The 18,122-nt window shown below is 61.1% G+C and carries 18 protein-coding genes and 1 tRNA gene; 11 read left to right on the top strand and 8 right to left on the bottom strand.

All coding sequences use genetic code 11. The annotated features are described in order from the left end of the window. Positions 1 to 76: 76 nt before the first annotated feature. A complete protein-coding gene (locus ACQY1L_RS12930) occupies positions 77 to 1,084 on the bottom strand; it encodes a substrate-binding domain-containing protein (RefSeq protein ID WP_062453953.1) in 1,008 nt (335 codons plus the stop codon). A gap of 238 nt (positions 1,085 to 1,322) precedes the next feature. Here ACQY1L_RS12930 and ACQY1L_RS12925 point away from each other — a divergent pair, with 238 nt between their 5' ends. Together ACQY1L_RS12925 and ACQY1L_RS12920 are read left to right on the top strand one after the other, a co-directional pair. Continuing rightward, positions 1,323 to 2,555, top strand: coding sequence for a GAF domain-containing sensor histidine kinase (locus ACQY1L_RS12925; protein WP_430241077.1), 1,233 nt, complete (start codon positions 1,323 to 1,325; stop codon positions 2,553 to 2,555). Positions 2,556 to 2,557: 2 nt separating this feature from the next. Continuing rightward, positions 2,558 to 3,283, top strand: a complete 726-nt coding sequence (locus tag ACQY1L_RS12920) for a response regulator transcription factor (RefSeq protein WP_062580135.1) — start codon at positions 2,558 to 2,560, stop codon at positions 3,281 to 3,283. A 32-nt stretch (positions 3,284 to 3,315) separates the two neighbouring features. On the opposite strand, the gene ACQY1L_RS12915 is transcribed toward ACQY1L_RS12920, so the two are convergent. The 3 genes from ACQY1L_RS12915 to ACQY1L_RS12905 form a co-directional block, all read right to left on the bottom strand. Next, positions 3,316 to 3,391, bottom strand: a tRNA-Thr gene (locus tag ACQY1L_RS12915). A 116-nt stretch (positions 3,392 to 3,507) separates the two neighbouring features. After that, positions 3,508 to 4,464: an NAD(P)H-dependent flavin oxidoreductase gene (locus ACQY1L_RS12910; RefSeq protein WP_430241075.1), complete on the bottom strand. Its 957-nt coding sequence runs from the start codon at positions 4,462 to 4,464 to the stop codon at positions 3,508 to 3,510. A gap of 24 nt (positions 4,465 to 4,488) precedes the next feature. Further along, positions 4,489 to 4,782 carry a hypothetical protein gene (locus tag ACQY1L_RS12905; RefSeq protein ID WP_184654128.1) on the bottom strand — a complete coding sequence of 98 codons (294 nt, stop codon included), beginning with the start codon at positions 4,780 to 4,782 and terminating at the stop codon, positions 4,489 to 4,491. Between ACQY1L_RS12905 and ACQY1L_RS12900 the strand changes: the two genes are divergently transcribed. Further along, a complete protein-coding gene (locus ACQY1L_RS12900; protein ID WP_139283895.1) occupies positions 4,760 to 6,031 on the top strand; it encodes a hypothetical protein in 1,272 nt (423 codons plus the stop codon). The two genes, ACQY1L_RS12905 and ACQY1L_RS12900, sit on opposite strands and share 23 nt — an antisense overlap. A gap of 50 nt (positions 6,032 to 6,081) precedes the next feature. Here ACQY1L_RS12900 and ppk2 read toward each other — a convergent pair whose 3' ends face one another. Then, positions 6,082 to 6,960 (bottom strand): polyphosphate kinase 2, encoded by an 879-nt coding sequence (gene ppk2 / locus ACQY1L_RS12895; protein WP_430241073.1) that lies wholly within the window; start codon positions 6,958 to 6,960, stop codon positions 6,082 to 6,084. Positions 6,961 to 7,057: 97 nt separating this feature from the next. Between ppk2 and phoR the strand changes: the two genes are divergently transcribed. The 7 genes from phoR to phoB all read left to right on the top strand — a co-directional run bounded on the left by phoR (position 7,058) and on the right by phoB (position 14,994). Beyond that, on the top strand, positions 7,058 to 8,374 hold the full coding sequence (gene phoR / locus ACQY1L_RS12890) for a phosphate regulon sensor histidine kinase PhoR (RefSeq protein ID WP_430241071.1): 1,317 nt from the start codon (positions 7,058 to 7,060) through the stop codon (positions 8,372 to 8,374). 195 nt (positions 8,375 to 8,569) lie between these two features. Next, complete coding sequence (locus ACQY1L_RS12885; protein ID WP_062453935.1) at positions 8,570 to 9,604, top strand: substrate-binding domain-containing protein; 1,035 nt, start codon at positions 8,570 to 8,572, stop codon at positions 9,602 to 9,604. Between the two features lie 187 nt (positions 9,605 to 9,791). Continuing rightward, a complete protein-coding gene (gene pstC / locus ACQY1L_RS12880; RefSeq protein ID WP_062453934.1) occupies positions 9,792 to 11,276 on the top strand; it encodes a phosphate ABC transporter permease subunit PstC in 1,485 nt (494 codons plus the stop codon). Next, positions 11,273 to 12,589 carry a phosphate ABC transporter permease PstA gene (gene pstA, locus ACQY1L_RS12875; RefSeq protein ID WP_062453933.1) on the top strand — a complete coding sequence of 439 codons (1,317 nt, stop codon included), beginning with the start codon at positions 11,273 to 11,275 and terminating at the stop codon, positions 12,587 to 12,589. The genes pstC and pstA overlap by 4 nt, the downstream gene beginning before the upstream one ends. 15 nt (positions 12,590 to 12,604) lie before the next feature. Beyond that, a complete protein-coding gene (gene pstB / locus ACQY1L_RS12870) occupies positions 12,605 to 13,420 on the top strand; it encodes a phosphate ABC transporter ATP-binding protein PstB (RefSeq protein ID WP_062453932.1) in 816 nt (271 codons plus the stop codon). A gap of 51 nt (positions 13,421 to 13,471) precedes the next feature. Then, positions 13,472 to 14,185, top strand: coding sequence for a phosphate signaling complex protein PhoU (gene phoU / locus ACQY1L_RS12865; RefSeq protein WP_062453931.1), 714 nt, complete (start codon positions 13,472 to 13,474; stop codon positions 14,183 to 14,185). A 125-nt stretch (positions 14,186 to 14,310) separates the two neighbouring features. Continuing rightward, positions 14,311 to 14,994 carry a phosphate regulon transcriptional regulator PhoB gene (phoB, locus tag ACQY1L_RS12860; RefSeq protein ID WP_062453930.1) on the top strand — a complete coding sequence of 228 codons (684 nt, stop codon included), beginning with the start codon at positions 14,311 to 14,313 and terminating at the stop codon, positions 14,992 to 14,994. On the opposite strand, the gene ACQY1L_RS12855 is transcribed toward phoB, so the two are convergent. Beyond that, positions 14,976 to 15,890 (bottom strand): DMT family transporter, encoded by a 915-nt coding sequence (locus tag ACQY1L_RS12855; RefSeq protein WP_430241067.1) that lies wholly within the window; start codon positions 15,888 to 15,890, stop codon positions 14,976 to 14,978. The genes phoB and ACQY1L_RS12855 overlap by 19 nt on opposite strands. Positions 15,891 to 16,014: 124 nt before the next feature. Here ACQY1L_RS12855 and ACQY1L_RS12850 point away from each other — a divergent pair, with 124 nt between their 5' ends. After that, positions 16,015 to 16,803, top strand: a complete 789-nt coding sequence (locus ACQY1L_RS12850; RefSeq protein WP_430241066.1) for an ArsR/SmtB family transcription factor — start codon at positions 16,015 to 16,017, stop codon at positions 16,801 to 16,803. On the opposite strand, the gene ACQY1L_RS12845 is transcribed toward ACQY1L_RS12850, so the two are convergent. Together ACQY1L_RS12845 and ACQY1L_RS12840 are read right to left on the bottom strand one after the other, a co-directional pair. After that, on the bottom strand, positions 16,742 to 17,176 hold the full coding sequence (locus ACQY1L_RS12845) for a PACE efflux transporter (RefSeq protein WP_062453928.1): 435 nt from the start codon (positions 17,174 to 17,176) through the stop codon (positions 16,742 to 16,744). The genes ACQY1L_RS12850 and ACQY1L_RS12845 overlap by 62 nt on opposite strands. Positions 17,177 to 17,372: 196 nt before the next feature. Continuing rightward, the gene (locus tag ACQY1L_RS12840) at positions 17,373 to 17,912 is read right to left on the bottom strand and encodes a GcrA family cell cycle regulator (protein ID WP_062453927.1); all 540 of its coding nucleotides are present in this window, start codon (positions 17,910 to 17,912) and stop codon (positions 17,373 to 17,375) included. Positions 17,913 to 18,122: the final 210 nt, after the last annotated feature.

Raw genomic sequence — 18,122 nt, 5'->3', positions numbered from 1 at the left:
TCTGTTTTTTGAATGGGAAATCATGCCGGGTCGCGAGAGGTCGAAGCCCTCGCGGCCCGGCACGCGGGAGGCGACGCTACTTGGCGTCGATCACCTTTTTGGCGTCTGCCAGCGAATATTCGACATTCGCCACGCCACCCTTCTGGGTGGTCTTCAGGCTTTCTTCGAGGCCCGCCTGGTCGATGCTGAGGAACGGCACGACGAGGTCTTTCTTGACCTCCTTGCCGTCGAGGATCTGCTGGGCCACCCAGAAGGCAAGCGTCGAGACGCCAGGCGCGATCGAGACCGACATGGTCTCGTAACCGTCCTTGTCCTTCTGCTGCTTCCACCAAACGAGTTCGTCTTCGCGGTTACCCATCACGATCGTCGGCGTCGGGCGCTTGGCGGCGGCAAATGCCTGTGCCGCACCATACCCGTCGCCGCCCTGTGTCACCACGCCAACTACGTCCGGAAGGCTCGGCAGGATGCCGGCAACCGCACGCTGGGCCACGTCCTGCGCCCAGTCGCCGTTGACAGAGCCGACCACCTTGAACTGGGTGTGCTTGGCAACGCCTGCCTGGATGCCTGCATGGATCTGGTCGTCCACGGAAACGCCGGCAAGGCCGCGGATTTCGAGAAGATTGCCGCCCTTCGGCAGCTTCTTCGCGAGATAGTCGACCTGGCTCTCGCCCATCTTCTTGAAGTCAACCGCGATGCGCCATGCGCAGGGTTCAGTCACGATACCGTCGAAGGACACGACGGTGATGCCGGCGTCGCAGGCTTCCTTGACGGCGCCGTTGAGTGCGGTCGGCGACGCGGCATTGATGACGATCGCATCATAACCCTGCAGGATCATGTTCTGGATCTGGGCGGCCTGTTCGGTCGCCTGGTTTTCGGCCGTGGTAAACGGATCAGCAGCTGCGACCACGCCATTGGAAACGGCTTCCTTGGTGATTTTGTCCCAGCTCGTCAGCATCGCCTGTCGCCAGGAATTGCCGGCATAATTGTTGGAAAGCGCGATCTTCTTGGATGAGGTATCGGCAAGCGCCGGACCACACAGGCACGCGACGGCAACGGATGCCGCAAGCATCGTTCTGATATTCATGATTTCCTCCCAAAAGCTCCCTCTATATCCCCGGCCGCTCCTCAACGGGTGTCCGGAGATAATGATTGCCCTGAGCCCCTTTTGCTCAGTAAATCGAGAATGGAGGAGTTTTCTAATGTTGTACAGGCGCATCCAAGCACGCTTTCTGCGGGCTTTCGCGCAAAGTCTGCGGGTTCCCGCAGGACGCAACCGAAAAGCTGGCGCTTAATGTCGCCAAGGCCTGGGAGGAGGCCTGATCATGCTCAATCCGGCGCGCAACTCTCTGTTCGACCGCTATCTCGGCATCTCGAGATTGCTGGCAGGCCAGCTCGATTTCGATGCGATCATCAAGGCCGTGGGCGAGGAGATCAGCCATATCATCCCGCACGACCATCTCGATGTCTGCATCAAGATGCTGGATGGAAAATACCATATTGCCTACGAAAGCGGCCTCGATACCGCCTGGAGCAAGGAGCCGCCCGCACTTCTGACCGGCAGTCCGATCCGCACGCTGCTGGCTGGCGAGGTGGACTATCTTCTCTCGGGCAATGCCCTGACCGATCCGCGCTTCCATTTCGACGGCGCCTTTGCGAGCCCCATCATCGAGCTGTCGCTCAAAAGCCGTCTCCATGTTCCGCTCAAAGCCCAGGGCGACGTGATCGGCGCGCTCAGCTGTTCCAGCCGGCAGTATGACTGCTACACGATGGAGGATGTCGAGAACGCACGCGCGGTGGCCGACCTGCTCGCCCCCTATTTCTTCGCGCTGCGGGCCGCCGAACAGGCCAAGCGCTCGGCCGTGATCCAGACCGAAGCCAGCGCCCGCGAAGAGGGCTTGCGGCTCGGCGCCCTGAAACTCACCGAGGCCCTGGAGGCAGAGCGCCAGCGGATCGGCATGGATCTTCATGACCAGACGCTCGCCGATCTCACCCGGCTGACGCGCCGCATGGAGAAGCTGACGGGTGTTGCGAGCGTGCCGGGCGATGCGCTGGAGCCGCTCTGCCGCGCCATGCAGCAATGCATGCACGATCTCCGCGAGATCATCGAGGAAGCCAAGCCCACCGTGCTGCAACTGTTCGGCGTCGCCGAGGCGATCGAGAACCATCTGGAGCGGTCGGTGCGCGAAAGCGGCCAGACGATCGCCTGGGAGATGACCGACGAGACCGGCGGCACGCTTCGCGATCTCGATCCGACGGTCGCAATCGCCCTGTTCCGGATCGTCCAGGAAGCGGTCAACAACGCCATCCGCCATGGCCAGGCAGACCGGATCGACGTGGCGCTGACGCAGGCGGGCAGGGCCCTTTCGATCGAGGTCAAGGACGACGGCAGCGGCATCGGCGCGCCTGAAAACCGCGCCGGTCACGGCATCGACAACATGAAGACCCGCGCGCGGCTGATCTCCGCAAGGTTCGAGATCACCAGCGCCAAAGATCGCGGCACGCTCGTGCGGCTGACCCTTCCGATACAACCGAAGACGGGAGCGGAGATAGGATGATGATGGATGTCCTGATCATCGAGGACGACGCGCTTCACCGCTCCTATCTCCACGAGGCGGTGCGTGCGGCCCTTCCCGAGTGCCGTAGCGTTGTGGAGGCCGAAAACGGCCTCATCGGCGAAGCACAGGCGCGCTCCTCGCGCATCGAGCACGTGGTGATGGACCTGCAGATGAGCGAGCGCAACGGCATCGAAGCGGCGCGCACCATCTGGCGCGAACGTCCCGATACGAAAATCCTGTTCTGGTCGAACTATTCCGACGAGGCCTATGTGCGGGGCGTCTCGCGCATCGTGCCCGAGGGCGCGACCTACGGCTATGTCCTCAAATCCGCATCCGAAGACCGGTTGAAGCTGGCGCTGCGCAGCGTCTTCATGGAATCCCAATGCGTGATTGACCGCGAAGTGCGCGGCATCCAGCAGAAAAGCCTCGGCAATTCGCTCGGCCTCAGCGATGTCGAATACGAAATCCTCATCGACGTCGCGCTCGGCCTCACCGACAAGGCGATCGCCCACCGCAAGCACCTGTCGCTCCGCAGCGTCCAGAACCGTCTGCAGCAGCTCTACGAAAAACTCGATGTCTACGAATCATGCGGCCGCAACCACGAAGGCAGCGAAGGCTGGTTCAACCTCCGCATGCGCGCCGTCGCGGTCGCCCTCCAGCGCAAGGTCCTCAACACCAGCGCACTTGAACGCGCCGAACGCGATTTGCAGGCATCGGGGCGGATGTGAGGGGGTGGTGAGATGAGAGGTATTGGGAAAAATGGTGCCGCTTAGAGGACTCGAACCTCTGACCCCATCATTACGAATGATGTGCTCTACCACCTGAGCTAAAGCGGCCTACGCAGCGCAAGGTGTTGCCTTCTGCGAGTGAAGGCGCTGATACAGGCAATGGGGCGTGATTTCAAGCCGGTTTTCGATTGGCGTGAAATTTTATCGATGCACTCCTTGGACTATCAGAGGGCGAGCCTTGTGCGCGCGTCTGCATATTCGCGCTCCAAGCGGCCGACCAGATCCTCGACTGAGGTCACTGATTTGACGGCGCCGACGCCCTGGCCGGCGCCCCAGATGTCTTTCCAGGCCTTCGGGCCGCTCACCGCCGTGTCGAAATCCATCTTGGTCGGATCGGCGCTCGGAAGCGCGTCCGGGTCGAGCCCCATCGCCGTCACCGAGCCCTTCAGGTAGTTGCCGTGGATGCCGGTGAAATAGTTGGAATAGACGATATCGGAAGCGGAGGATTCAACGATCATCTGCTTGTAGCCGTCAACCGCGCGCGCCTCGTGCGTGGCGATGAAGGGTGAGCCGATATAGGCCATGTCGGCCCCCATCGCCTGCGCCGCCAAGATGCCGCCGCCGGTGGCGATCGAGCCGGCCAGCAGGAGCGGCCCGTCGAACCACTCGCGGATTTCCTGGACAAGCGCGAAGGGCGACAGCGTCCCCGCATGACCGCCGGCACCGGTTGCGACAGCAATCAGCCCATCGGCACCCTTGCGGATCGCGGACGTCGCATGCCGGTTGTTGATGACGTCATGCAGCACGATGCCGCCATAGGAATGCACGGCTGCATTCACTTCCGGCACTGCGCCGAGCGAGGAGATGACGATCGGCACCTTGTATTTCACGCACATCGTCAGATCGTGTTCCAGCCGCCTGTTGGATGTATGGACGATCTGGTTGACGGCGAACGGTGCGGCCGGCCTATCGGGATTGGCTGCATTATAGGTGGCAAGATCCTCGGTCATCATGGCAAGCCATTCGTCCAGCTGGCTTTCCGGGCGAGCATTGAGGGCAGGGAAGGCGCCGATCACGCCGGCCTTGCACTGCGCCAAGGTCAGTGCCGGATGCGAGATGATGAACAGCGGCGACGCCACGACGGGAATTCGCAGTCCTTGTCTCAGCACGTCCGGAAGCATCGGCAATCTCCTTTTGATTTACGTTTACGCACACGTAAGATCGGTTTTAGCAGATGCATTCGGCTCGGGAAAGATGGCGCCGTCTGGCGAAGGTATGCGTGCCATGCGCACTGGCGGCTCGATAAGCGGCTGTTTCCGCGGCATTCTCACGCCTAACCATATCTTCTCCCCAATCTTGGCGAAGGAAGGCCATTGACCACCGGCTTGCAGTTCGGCGACGGAGAGGTTACCGAAAATTAACGCCGTCTTTTCAGCAAGGCCGGCAGTCGGGTATGCACAATCGGAAGGATCCGCAGTGAGCGGTTTGGAAACAGCCATCAGGAATGCCCTTGATCGTTCCGATCGGACCGATGGCGACACGCGGGCACGGATTTATCAGTCGGCGCGACAGGCGCTGGAAGCAGGTCTGCAGCGCCAGGGCGTGACCGACAAGCTGATTGTCATGCAGCAGCAAAAGCGGCTGGAGGAAAAGATCCGCGAGATCGAGACGGAGGAAGTGGACCGGCTGGCCGGTCCCGCTATCGAGCCTGACGAGATCACTCACCCTGTCATCGACCCGGTTGTCGCACCTGCCGCCACGGCCAGAGCCGCAGCTCCAGATGTCGCAGCCCCGATCGTTGCGGATGAAAGGGTAGCCGCCCCCGATCCGGATACCGGTCTCGGCGGCGCAACACGCGCACCATCCCCGGCAAATGACCAGAGGCAGCCCAACGATGTCCAGTCGGCCGGGGATCTCGGAAGTCTCGGCGCCGCGCGACCGGATTTCCGTCCGGCCTCATCCGAAGTGCCGCAGATGGACGGACTGACCTCGGTCGAGCCGGACCGCGTGCAACGTGGCCAACCGCCTGTTGCCAAGCCCGAGCGCGGCAGGAAGCGGCGCGGATCTCTCGACGCCGAGACGAACCCTGCAGCCAAGCCGCGCAAGAGCCGTCGTCAGCGGCTGATCTCCTGGCTGCTGAAATGGGTCATCTCGCTTGCAGTCGTCGGCGTCGCTTGCTGGTATTTCTATAATTCGGGCCTGGTCCAGTCGGTGATGGACGAGGCCCTGCAGGCCGCCAACCGGGCGTCGCAATCGCAGGCGGGTCCCAATGCGCGTTTTGATCCTCGCGGCGGCTTTTCCGATGAATGGGCGCAGGTCTTCGAACCGAAGCAGATCGATACGCTGCAGGTCGGTCGCGAGGCAAAGGCAGAGGCTGCAACCGGTTCGGAAGGTCCAGCCGTTCGGCTCCTGTCGGCAACCCCGCAAACCGGCGGTGATATCGCCGTCACGGTTCCGGCGGATGTATTGCAGCGCCTGGCGGGCGGGCCGGCCACCATCGCAGTCACCGTCCAGGCTGGCGGCAACCAAGGTGTCCAGATGTCGATACGCTGCGATTTCGGCAGCCTTGGGGGCTGCGCAAGACATCGGTTCACAGCAACCCAGGAGCGACTGGAAGCCCTGTTCAAGGTCAGCTTCGACCGGGCGATCGCGCCAAACGCGCCGGGCCGCATCCTGATCAATACCGGCCTCGACGGTTCCGACAGACCGGTCCTGCTCTACTCCGTCCGCATTTTGCCCGCAGGCTGAAACCTGAACGCCGGACGACAACGTCGTCCGGCTCGCTCACCTGTCTGTCTCTATTTCAGGAACTTGCTGCCAAATCCGAGGATCTTGTCGTCGATCTCACCGATCGCGTCCCTGTCTTTCCCTTCGTAATCGAGGGATCCAAGGATGTGGCGGATGACGTTCAGATGCGCACGCCGCTTGTCGTTTGCCAGCACCACCGTCCATGGCGCAAGCTTGCTGTGTGTTCGCTCCAGCATGTGGTCGCGCTTTGCGGTGTAGTCAGGCCATTTGTTCAGTGCCGCGATGTCCATCGGCGAAAGCTTCCAGATCTTCAACGGATCGTGGCGCCGGTCGTGAAACCGCTTCAGCTGCATTTCCTGGCCGATATCCAGCCAGAACTTGAACAGATGGATATCGTCGTCGACGATCATCTCCTCGAATTGCGGAACGTCCTTCATGAAGGCTTCGTATTGGCCCGGCTTGCAGAAGCCCATGACAGGCTCGACCACCGCGCGATTGTACCAGGAGCGGTCGAACAGCACGATCTCGCCCGACGTCGGGAAGTGCGACACGTAACGCTGGAAATACCACTGGCCCGCTTCGGTGGGCGAAGGTTTGCTCAACGCCACCACGCGTGCAGATCGCGGATTGATATAGGAGCGGATGGACATGATCGTACCGCCCTTGCCGGCAGCATCCCGCCCCTCGAACAGCGCAATCATCCGCTTGCCGGTATCCTGCAGCCAGTACTGCACCTTCACGAGCTCGATCTGCAGCTTCTCCAGCTGCTTGGCGTATTTCTCCTTGTCCAACTTGTGGTCATAGGGAAAGCCGCCGGATTCCAGCGCGTGATCATGCACCCAGCCGGGCAGTTTCGGATCGTCAATGTCGAAATGCCTCAGCTTGCCATCGATTTCCAGTTCCGCTGACCGGCTGCTTGTCTCTGCCATGATTGCTGTCCTTTTTCCTTCGGCGGCCGAAACGGCTGCGACTGCTTCAACGGTTTGCAGGGCTTGAGGTTTCCCTCAGGACCGATGCATATCTGTCATGCAAGCGTTATATGACCGCAAGTTCGACCAAACAAAAAGGGGTTCGCGCGTGGAAGCGTTGCCGAAGGAAGAGCGCGGGTTTGCGCAAGAGCTGGCACTTCGCTTCCGGCGCGAGTGGCTGCTGCTTCTGCTGCTCTCGACGATCGCGGTGATCGCTTTTATTGCCGGCGCGAACGATCTTCTGGTCTTCGCGCTCTGGCTTCCCCTCGTCGTCGCCGTGCTGTCCCGGCCCTTGCCGGAGATACCTGTCGTACCGGTTGAAATGCCTGTTCCGGAGCCACCCGTCTTCGACCCGCTGCCGCTGATCTCGGCAACTCTCGGCACGCTGGACATGCCGGTCGTGGTGCTGGGTGGAGACATCACCGTTCTCTACCGCAACAAGGCGGCGGAGCGGGCCTTCGGCGATCTGCCGATCGGCACCCATCTGACGGCGCGGCTGCGGTCGCCCGGCATTCTCGACATGCTGCGCGAAACTATCGCAACTGGCCAGCCGAACCAGATCGAACATTCCGAGCGGCTCCCATCCGAACGGGTCTTCATCCTGCGCGTGGCGCCGATCGATATCGGCGGCCTGGCGCCGGGCATGGGAAACTATTACCTCCTGTCGTTCCGCGATGTCTCCGAACTGCGCAGCATCGACCGGATGCGATCCGATTTCGTCGCCAATGCAAGCCATGAGCTGAGAACGCCGCTTGCCTCGCTCAGAGGCTTCATCGAGACAATTCAGGGCCCGGCTCGCGGCGATCCGAAGGCGCAGGAACGCTTTCTCGGCATCATGCTCGACCAGGCGACCAGGATGAGCCGACTGGTGGACGACCTTCTCTCCCTGTCGCGGCTGGAACTGAAGTCGCATATTGCTCCGGACCAGACCGTGGACCTGAAGCCGCTGATCATCCATGTCAGCGACGCGCTCTTGCCTTTGGCTGAGGAACTGGGCGTCGAAATCCGCCTGCATCTTCCCGAAGGCAGGGTCGATGTGCTGGGCGATCGAGACGAACTGATCGAAGTGATCGAGAACCTCATCGAGAATGCCTGCAAGTATGGTCAGGAGGGCAAGTTCGTCGATGTCTTCCTGAAAGGCGGCGGCAGGCTGCCGGTCGAAGTCAATGTCATCGACAAGGGGCCGGGCATACCGGCGGAGCACGTTCCGCGCCTGACCGAGCGTTTCTATCGCGTCAGCGTCGCCGACAGCCGCTCCAAGAAGGGCACCGGATTGGGGCTTGCCATCGTCAAGCATATCCTCACCAGGCACCGCGCCCGCCTGCTTGTGAAGTCGGAACTCGGCAAGGGGACGGAGTTTACCGTCCGTTTCTGACATAAAACCAACCCAGTTTTCCCGGTTGCTTCCAGAACATCAGTATTTTCAACAGCTTGAATTGTCACAAATGTTTCACCGAAGTGACATAAAAGCTAAGGCCAAGGGCGGCTATGACCAGCGGGCCGAGAGCCGGCAAATGTCTAAGAGGCCGGCATGACAAGATTTCTGGAAACCCATACCGGGAGAACTTCGATGAACATGTTCAAACTTTCCGCAGCAGCCCTCGTGGCCTCTGTTGCCTTTGCCGGCGTTGCATCCGCACGCGACCAGGTTCAGGTTGCCGGCTCCTCCACCGTTCTTCCCTATGCGAAGATCGTTGCCGAGACCTTTGCCGAGACCAACCCGAACTTCAAGGCACCGGTTGTTGAGTCCGGCGGCACGGGCGGCGGTCTGAAGGCATTCTGCTCCGGCGTCGGCGAAGGCACGATCGACGTTGCCAATGCTTCGCGCAAGATCAACAAGAGCGAAGCCGAAGCCTGCAAGGCTGCCGGCGTCACGGACGTTCAGGAAATCCGCATCGGTTACGACGGCATCGTATTCGCTGCCGACTCGTCGAACGGCGACATGAAGATCACCCCGAAGGATCTCTACAAGGCATTGGCTGCTGAAGTCGTCGTTGACGGCAAGCTCGTTGCCAACCCTTACAAGAACTGGTCGGAAGTCAATGCGACCCTGCCGAAGGGCCCGATCGCAGCTTACATCCCAGGCTCCAAGCACGGCACCCGCGAAGTCTTCGAAGAGAAGATCATGGCTGAAGGCTGCAAGGAAGCCGGCGCGACTGACGTCATCAAGGCTGCCATCACCGATGCCAAGCAGGCTGCTGCCAAGTGCGTTGCAGTTCGCAAGGACGGCGCAGCTGTCGACATCGACGGCGATTACACCGAAACGCTGGCCCGCATCTCGGCCAACAAGACCGGCCTCGGCGTTTTCGGCCTAGCCTTCTATGAAAACAACATGGACAAGCTGAAGGTCGCGACCGTTTCGGATGTCGTTGCTTCCACCGAAACCATTGCTTCGGGCAAGTACCCGGTGTCGCGCCCTCTGTTCTTCTACGTCAAGAAGGCTCACCTCGGCGTTATCCCAGGCCTCAAGGAATATGTTGAGTTCTTCATCTCCGACGAAATGATCGGCCCTGACAGCCCGCTCGCCGAATACGGCCTGGTTGCTGCTCCGGACGATCAGCGCGAACAGGTCCGCAAGGACTTCGAAGCCGGCAAGACCATGTAATCAAAATTCCGGCGCCGCTTCTTGCGGCGCCGGTCTTCTTTCGTGCCAGGCGGCGACTTGTCCGTCGTGCGACAGAAGCAAAGCTTGGCGTCAGTCGCTGCGTTTTGGATGGCGAAACATATTGATTCCGATGGTGGGATTTGTGCGGTAATGGGTGCCGTCGATGGCGGTAGGCCGGGGGATTTTAATGAGCACACCATTGATTTTATTGATTCTGGCGATAATTGCGATCGCTTGTTACGTTGTCGGAACCAGGCACGCCCTGGCAATCGCCGGCGGCCGTTCCTCAAAGCTTCATTCACGTCCGGGCTACTACGGCACCTTCGTCGCACTCTGCGCCGTTCTGCCGTCGGTTCTCATCCTGGCCGCGTGGCTGGTCGTCAGCCCCCTCTATATCAACTCCACTGTCCTCGATGGCTTTCCTGAAGACGTAAAGGCGCGTTCGCCGGCCGAACAGGGTCTCTCCTTCGGCATGGTAAGCTCGCTCGCGCGCGGCATGAACGTATTGAGCCTGGACGAGATCGAGCGCATCGGCGGAAATCCCGTCGAACTGCGCGCAGCGCTTGGCGCTAAGGGCGTCCCGCTTGCCGGCGACCCCGAACCATACATGGTCGAGTCCGCTGGCGATCTCAACGTCATGACCAAGATCAGCAACTGGGTTATGACCGCGGTAGTCCTTCTGGCAGCCCTGATCGGCGCCGGCTTTTCCTACACGCGCATCGCGCCGCGGTTTCGGGCTCGCAACCGTGTCGAGAAGGTGATCCTCGCAAGCCTCGTCGTCGCATCCTCGATCGCGATCCTGACCACGGTCGGCATCGTTGCCTCGATGCTGACGGAAGCGACGCACTTCTTCACCAGCATCCCGCCGTGGGAGTTCTTCTTCGGCACCGTGTGGGATCCGCGCTTTGCGGCCGCCGGCGCCACGGATTCGGCTGGTCAGTTCGGCCTTATCCCGCTGCTTCTCGGCACACTCTATATCGGCTTCGTCGCCATGCTCGTCGCCGTCCCGAGCGGTCTGTTTTCCGCGATCTACATGTCGGAATACGCCTCCCGCGGTGTCCGCTCCGTGGCAAAGCCTCTGCTCGAAGTTCTCGCCGGCATTCCCACCATCGTCTACGGCTTCTTTGCCCTGACGACGGTCGGCCCGTTCCTGCGCGACCTGTCTTCGCAGCTGAACGGCCTTGTCACCGGCGATTACGCCAACTTCATCCAGGCACAGAGCGTTCTCACCGCCGGCTTCGTCATGGGCATCATGCTGATCCCTTACGTCTCGTCGCTGTCGGACGACATCATAACCGCCGTGCCGGGAACGCTTCGTGACGGCTCGCTCGGTCTCGGCGCCACCCAGTCCGAAACCATCAAGAAGGTCGTCCTGCCGGCAGCACTGCCGGGCATCGTCGGCGCACTTCTGATGACCGCCTCGCGCGCCATCGGCGAAACCATGATCGTAGTGCTCGCCGCCGGCGTCGCCGCCCGCATGCAGCTCAACCCGTTCGAGCCGATGACGACGGTGACCGTCAAGATCGTCAGCCAGCTGACGGGCGACCTTGAATTCACCTCGCCGCAGACGCTTGTCGCCTTCGCACTCGGCATCACGCTCTTTGCGATCACGCTTTGCCTCAACATCTACGCGCTCTACATCGTGCGCAAATACCGGGAGCAGTACGAATGACCGACGTGGTTTCCTCCACCGCCGGCGTCTTGGCCAAGCCTGCCCGTCGCGATATCGGTATCAAACGCCGCTACGCCGCCGAGCGCCGCTTCCGTGCCTATGGCATCGCTGCTCTCTCGTTCGGCATCCTGTTCCTGATGCTCCTTCTGTGGTCGGTCGTCTCGAAGGGCTATACCGCCTTTCAGCAGACGATGATCACGATCCCTGTCGAGTTCTCGCAGCAGATCATCGACAAGGATAATGTGCGGGCTACGGATCCGGCCAAGCTGATGACGGCCAACTACCCGATCGTCGCCCGCAATGCGCTGGCGAAGGTTCTGGGCGTCGCCGAAACCGATCGCCAGGGCCTGCGTGCCGTCAACCAGATGATTTCGGACGGCGTTCGTGGCCAGCTGCGCGATATGGTCGTTTCCGATCCTGAGATCATCGGCACGACTCAGACGGTTTCGCTTCTGGCGGCCGGCGATATCGACAGCGCCGTGAAAGGCCAGATCAATCTCGACGTGGCGGAAACCAGCCGCAAGGTGTCCGACCAGCAGGTCGGATGGATGAAGCAGCTGACCGACAGCGGTGCGCTCGCCAAGGAATTCAACACCGGCATTTTCTTCAACGGCGCGTCCAGCCGTCCGGAAGCAGCCGGCGTCGGCGTCGCTCTGATCGGCTCCTTCTACATGATGCTGATCGTGCTCGTCCTGTCGCTGCCGATCGGCGTCGCAGCCTCGATCTATCTTGAAGAGTTTGCCCCGAAGAACCGGTTCACCGACCTGATCGAGGTCAACATCAACAATCTCGCAGCGGTCCCGTCGATCGTCTACGGTCTGTTGGGTCTCGCGGTCTTCATCAACTTCATGGGCCTGCCGCGCTCGGCCTCGCTGGTCGGCGGCCTGGTGCTGACGCTGATGACGCTTCCGACCATTATCATCGCCACCCGCGCGGCACTGAAAGCAGTGCCACCGTCGATCCGTGCTGCAGCGCTCGGGCTCGGTGCCTCGAAGATGCAGACCATCTTCCACCATGTCCTGCCGCTTGCCATGCCCGGTATCCTGACCGGTACGATCATCGGCCTCGCGCACGCCCTTGGCGAAACCGCGCCGCTCCTCTTGATCGGCATGGTCGCCTTCGTGGCGAACTATCCGACCACGCCGATGGATCCGTCGACAGCGCTGCCGGTACAGATCTACATGTGGGCTAACGAGGCGGAACGCGCCTTCGTTGAACGAACCTCGGGAGCGATCATGATCCTGCTCCTGTTCCTGATCTTGATGAATGTTGGCGCAATTCTCTTGCGACGCCGCTTCGAACGGCGTTGGTAGAGGAAGGGGGAAGCAATGAACATGATGTCAGAAGCTGCAGTTGAGAAGGCGCTGGACAAGAAAATGAACGACGTTGCATATAAGATGATCGGCAAGGATGTCTCCGTTTATTACGGTGACAAGCGCGCTCTTTATGACGTGAACCTGAATGTCCGCCAAAATACCGTCACTGCTTTGATCGGTCCGTCTGGCTGCGGCAAGTCCACCTTCCTGCGCACGATGAACCGCATGAACGACACGATCGAGGGTTGCCGCGTCACCGGCAAGATCACGCTCGACGGCGACGATATCTACGACAAGGAAATCGACGTCGTGGAGCTGCGCGCCCGGGTCGGCATGGTGTTTCAGAAGCCGAACCCGTTCCCGAAGTCGATCTACGAGAACATTGCCTACGGTCCCCGCATCCACGGCCTTGCCCGCGGCAAGACGGAAATGGACGCGATTGTCGAGGCAAGCCTGCAGCGCGCCGGCCTCTGGGCAGAAGTCAAGGATCGCCTGCATGAAGGCGGTACCGGCCTTTCCGGCGGTCAGCAGCAGCGCCTTTGCATCGCCCGTGCGATCGCCGTTTCGCCTGAAGTCATTCTGATGGACGAGCCGTGCTCGGCACTCGACCCCATCGCCACGGCCAAGGTCGAGGAACTGATCCACGAACTGCGCGCCAACTACACGATCGTGATCGTCACCCACTCGATGCAGCAGGCAGCCCGCGTTTCACAGCGCACGGCAATGTTCCATCTCGGCCATCTGGTCGAGGAAAACGATACCGACAAGATGTTCACCAATCCGGATGACCAGCGCACCCAGGATTACATCATGGGCCGCTTCGGCTGATGCGGGCGCAGAGCCCGTCAGCCGCAACTGCAGACATCAAGGATCAGACACATGGTTTCGACCCATATTCTCTCGGCCTATGACGAGGAACTGAAATACCTGAACCGCCGGATCTCCGAAATGGGCGGCCTGGCGGAGCAGATGTGCGGTGATGCCGTGCGTGCGCTCGTCAACTCCGACTCGGCGCTGGCCCAGAAGGTCATCTCGGACGACGTCATTCTCGACCACGCCGAGCGCGATATCCAGGACAAGGCGATCGTCACCATCGCCAAGCGCCAGCCGATGGCAGCCGATCTTCGCGAGATCATCGGCACGCTGCGCATTGCAGCTGACCTGGAACGCGTCGGCGACCTTGGTAAGAACACCGCCAAGCGCGTGCTCGCCGTGCAGGGAACAGGCGTCCCGCGCAAGCTCGCCCGTGGTCTGGAGCATCTTTCCGAACTGGCGCTGGTGCAGCTCAAGGACGTTCTTGATGTCTTCGCCAACCGCTCCGCGGAAAAAGCCGAAATCATCCGCCAGCGCGATGAAGAGATTGACGCGATGTACACCTCGCTGTTCCGCGAACTCCTCACCTACATGATGGAGGATCCGCGCAACATCACCACCTGCACCCATCTCCTGTTCTGCGCCAAGAACATCGAGCGCATCGGCGACCACGCGACCAATATCGCCGAGACCATCTACTACATCGCAACCGGCGCACAGCCGGAGGGCGAACGTCCGAAGGACGATACGTCCAACATGCTCGGCTCCGCCGGGACATGATGCAGCTCTCCCGAAATCGCCTGCCGGTTTCGGGACGATAACTGCCAAAACCAATGACCTGAAGCAGCGCGAGCGGATCTGGCGGATCTAAGTGCAGTTCGGGACGAGTGACGGAGCAAGTCGGAATGCAGCCGAAGATCGCAGTCGTGGAAGACGAAGAGGCCCTCAGCGTCCTCCTTCGGTATAACCTGGAGGCCGAGGGTTACGAGGTCGATACCGTGCTTCGCGGTGACGAAGCGGAAATCAGGCTTCAGGAGCGCGTTCCGGATCTTCTCATTCTCGACTGGATGCTGCCGGGCGTTTCAGGCATCGAACTGTGCCGTCGCCTGCGCATGCGGCCGGAGACGGAACGCCTGCCGATCATCATGCTGACGGCGCGCGGCGAAGAAAGCGAGCGCGTTCGTGGGCTTGCCACGGGCGCCGACGACTATGTGGTCAAGCCGTTTTCGACACCGGAGCTGATGGCCCGCGTCAAGGCGATGCTGCGTCGTGCCCGACCCGAAGTGCTGTCGAGCGTCCTCAAATGCGGCGACATCGAACTCGACCGCGAAACCCACCGCGTTCACCGCAAGAGCCGCGAAGTTCGCCTCGGGCCGACAGAGTTTAGACTTCTAGAATTCCTGATGGCGTCGCCCAGCCGCGTCTTTTCGCGCTCGCAGTTGCTCGACGGCGTCTGGGGCCATGACATCTATGTCGACGAACGCACCGTCGACGTGCATGTGGGGCGCCTGCGGAAGGCACTCAACTTCTCCAACATGCAGGACGTCATCCGCACGGTCCGCGGTGCCGGCTACTCGATGGAAGCCTGAGCACCGCGTCTCCTAGCCGGCAGCGTCATGGCAATGACACCGGTCACGACGCAGGCGAGACCGAGCCAGGCTGTCGAGGCAAGCGTTTCGCCGAGAAACACGACGCCGATGCCAACGCCGATCGGCACCCGCAGATAGGCCTGCGCCGTCGTGCCGACGGAGCCCAGCGTCCGCACCAGCCGGAAATAGATGACGAAGGCGAGCGCCGTCGAAAATACCGCGAGCGCCAACAGGGCGAGCATCGAATCGGTGCTGGGCGTCAGCGTCCAGGGCCGGTCGACCACGAGGCTCACGGGAATGAGGATGGCCGCCCCTGCGATCAGCGATCCCGCGGCGGGCATCATCGGGTCCAATCCCTTAAAATTCTTGCCGAAGATGGCAGCCGCCGCATAGCAGATCGTCGCCGCCACGATGGCGAGTTGAGCCCAGAGGTTCTCGCCCGACCCGGCAAGCGCCTCCATGCCGACGATCAGGCATATGCCGACAATGCCTGCGGCAACTCCAAACAGCTTGGCCGCAGAGACGCTTTCATGGCGCGTGATCAGCGCCGTCAGCAGAAACGCGAAGATCGGCGTCGTGGAACTCAAAATGGTGGCAAGGCCCGCATCGGTCGTCTGTTCGGCCCAGGCAATCAGGGTGAAGGGGACAGCGCTGTTGAGGCCGGCCTGAACCGTGAAGAGCGTCCAGGTCTGCCGGTCGGTCGGCAGCTTCAATCCGCGAAGGCGAAGTGCCGCAGCGAGAATGAGACCGGCGACCAGTGTTCTGACGGCGATAAAGGTGACGGGCGAAATCGTCTCCACACCGACTTTGATCAGCGTGTAGGACGCGCCCCAAAGCGTCGCGAGCGTGAGGAGCAGCAACAGATCCGTTGCCATGCTTGTTTTGGTGTCCGCCATTCCAGTTCCTATCCCCATCCATGCAATCTCCGCCCCTCTTAGCGGAGAGAGGAAAAGAAATGCTTCGGCGACGGCCGAACCGTTGATCGCTGACGGCAAAGTTTTCCGGTGCTAGAACTGGATCATGTCCAATATGGTTTCAGGAAATACGATTGCGGAAGTTGCAAGCCTGATCGGCGATGTCGCGCGCGCCAACATGCTGTCCGCGCTGATGGGCGGCCAGGCGCTGACGGCGGGCGAACTGGCACGCCATGCCGGCGTCACCGCGCAGACAACCAGCGGCCATCTCGGCAAACTGGCCCAGGCGCATCTGATCGCAGTCGAAAAGCAGGGCAGGCACCGCTATTACCGACTTGCCTCTCCGGAAGTCGCGCACGCGATCCACGCGTTGATGGCAGTCGCCGCAGACGGACCGAAGCGCCATCACCCTGTGGGCCCGAAAGATGAAGCGTTACGGCTAGTCCGCACCTGTTACGACCACATGGCCGGCCGTCTCGCCATCGCGCTCGCCGACTCCCTGACCGGCAACGGCTATCTGCTGCTCGGCGATGGAGCCGGCCTGATCACCGATGAAGGTCGGCGTTTCTTTTGTGATTTCGGGATCGATCTCGACCAGCTGACCCGTTCGAAACGCCCGCTCTGCCGGACATGCCTCGATTGGAGCGAGCGACGGCCGCATCTGGCGGGACAAATGGGTGCGGCGCTGCTGGACCGCGCTCTTGGCGTCGGCTGGATCAGCCGCCGAGAGGAAACCCGGGCTCTGCGGATCACGCGCGCCGGAGAGATCGGGTTTGCTGACAAATTCAGGCTTCCATCGGACTGGCGTATTGCACCGTCCGAAACTCTGATGGTCAGGCGGCTTCCTGGGTCTTCCATTCCGGCAGCGGGAACAACTTGTCGTAGCCAAGATTGAAGAGATAGGCATAGACCACGTAGAACAGCGCGATCGCGATATCCATTGTCAGCGCATGGAGAAGGGTAATCTGCAGATACCACGCGATAAACGGCATCAGCACGACCAGCAGACCGATTTCGAACAGCACCGCATGAGCAATGCGCAAGGCAGGCGTCTTTAGCGTCGTACCCCGTCGCGCCTGCAGAAAGCGGTCGAAACCCAGATTGTAGAGGTAGTTCCAGCCGGTCGCGACCGTCGCAGACACGACGCCGACAATGCCCATATGTTCGGCCGGCATGTCGAAGACGAAAGCGCCGAGCGGCACCATCATCAGAAGCCCGATGATTTCAAAGCTGATGGCGTGGCGAATACGGTCTCTTATCGAGCGCATGATCTTCCCCTTTAGGTGAGGTTCATGCCGGGTCGTCCCAGCGTTATGCCCATTCAGGGGGAGGTCGTCCTCTCTCGAGGCCGAAATAGGAGCCCAGGGAGTGCGAGGCAAGTTTTTTCAGCGCAAGTCAGCCATGCCGAAAACGCAAAAGGCGGGCCAGAGCCCGCCTTCGATCTTGTTTCCGCAGCCGTCTGACTCAGGACGCGCGGGCAGCCGGACGACGGCGCTCGTGCACCGGCTGGTAGGCAAGCTTCGCGTGATATTTGCAATAGGGCGACGCATCCTGCGCATCGCAACCGCAGAAATGAAAGTCGTCCGTCAGCGGATCGCCAACCGGCCACTTGCATGTGCGCTCGGTGAGATCCGTCAGCGACAGACGGCGCGAGATCGGCACAACGACGCTGCCGGAAGCGGTGTATTTCACCGGTTCGGCGACGTTGACGTCCTGATCTTCCTTGAGGGCGTTTGCACCCACCGTCCGTGCTGCGGGACGGGCTGTGTCGCGTCCGGCAAAGCTCGGCGCGCGCGGAGCTGCGGGCGCTGGGCGCTTGGATGCCGGGCGATTGGCCGACGCCGAACCGCCTGCTTTGGCGCGACCCGGAAGGTTGAGACGGTGCACTTTGCCGATCACGGCATTGCGGCTTACGCCTCCAAGTTGGGCTGCAATCTGGCTGGCGCTGAGACCTTCCGACCATAGTTTTTTAAGTCGCTCGACGCGCTCATCAGTCCAGTTCATGCCGTTCTCCGCCTTTGAACGTTGCTGGCAGACAGAATCCGTTCACCTCTGCGGCGAAATAAATCCGCCGCACCCACGCAATCTATGCTTCGAGGTGACTAGTTCCGCCGCATGCGTTCTAGTAATTGAGGATTAACCTAGTGTGTGGCTGACTCCGTGGCAAGAGTCGCTCGAATCGCCGCGAATCGATTTCGCGGTTTTCCCCAACTT

The organism is Neorhizobium sp. DAR64862/K0K3 (assembly GCF_050500185.1).
Taxonomy (GTDB): Bacteria; Pseudomonadota; Alphaproteobacteria; order Rhizobiales; family Rhizobiaceae; genus Neorhizobium; species Neorhizobium soli.
The sequence above is the reverse complement of the archived record's forward strand: the minus strand, read 5'-3'. Positions and strand labels throughout refer to the sequence as shown.

Coding starts and splice junctions, on each gene's coding strand:
- ACQY1L_RS12930 (WP_062453953.1), bottom strand. CDS start 1,084: ATGAATATCAGAACGATGCTTGCGGCATCCGTTGCCGTCGCGTGCCTG.
- ACQY1L_RS12925 (WP_430241077.1), top strand. CDS start 1,323: ATGCTCAATCCGGCGCGCAACTCTCTGTTCGACCGCTATCTCGGCATC.
- ACQY1L_RS12920 (WP_062580135.1), top strand. CDS start 2,558: ATGGATGTCCTGATCATCGAGGACGACGCGCTTCACCGCTCCTATCTC.
- ACQY1L_RS12910 (WP_430241075.1), bottom strand. CDS start 4,464: ATGCTTCCGGACGTGCTGAGACAAGGACTGCGAATTCCCGTCGTGGCG.
- ACQY1L_RS12905 (WP_184654128.1), bottom strand. CDS start 4,782: ATGGCTGTTTCCAAACCGCTCACTGCGGATCCTTCCGATTGTGCATAC.
- ppk2 (WP_430241073.1), bottom strand. CDS start 6,960: ATGGCAGAGACAAGCAGCCGGTCAGCGGAACTGGAAATCGATGGCAAG.
- phoR (WP_430241071.1), top strand. CDS start 7,058: ATGCAAGCGTTATATGACCGCAAGTTCGACCAAACAAAAAGGGGTTCG.
- ACQY1L_RS12885 (WP_062453935.1), top strand. CDS start 8,570: ATGAACATGTTCAAACTTTCCGCAGCAGCCCTCGTGGCCTCTGTTGCC.
- pstC (WP_062453934.1), top strand. CDS start 9,792: ATGAGCACACCATTGATTTTATTGATTCTGGCGATAATTGCGATCGCT.
- pstA (WP_062453933.1), top strand. CDS start 11,273: ATGACCGACGTGGTTTCCTCCACCGCCGGCGTCTTGGCCAAGCCTGCC.
- pstB (WP_062453932.1), top strand. CDS start 12,605: ATGAACATGATGTCAGAAGCTGCAGTTGAGAAGGCGCTGGACAAGAAA.
- phoU (WP_062453931.1), top strand. CDS start 13,472: ATGGTTTCGACCCATATTCTCTCGGCCTATGACGAGGAACTGAAATAC.
- phoB (WP_062453930.1), top strand. CDS start 14,311: ATGCAGCCGAAGATCGCAGTCGTGGAAGACGAAGAGGCCCTCAGCGTC.
- ACQY1L_RS12855 (WP_430241067.1), bottom strand. CDS start 15,890: ATGGCGGACACCAAAACAAGCATGGCAACGGATCTGTTGCTGCTCCTC.
- ACQY1L_RS12850 (WP_430241066.1), top strand. CDS start 16,015: ATGTCCAATATGGTTTCAGGAAATACGATTGCGGAAGTTGCAAGCCTG.
- ACQY1L_RS12845 (WP_062453928.1), bottom strand. CDS start 17,176: ATGCGCTCGATAAGAGACCGTATTCGCCACGCCATCAGCTTTGAAATC.
- ACQY1L_RS12840 (WP_062453927.1), bottom strand. CDS start 17,912: ATGAACTGGACTGATGAGCGCGTCGAGCGACTTAAAAAACTATGGTCG.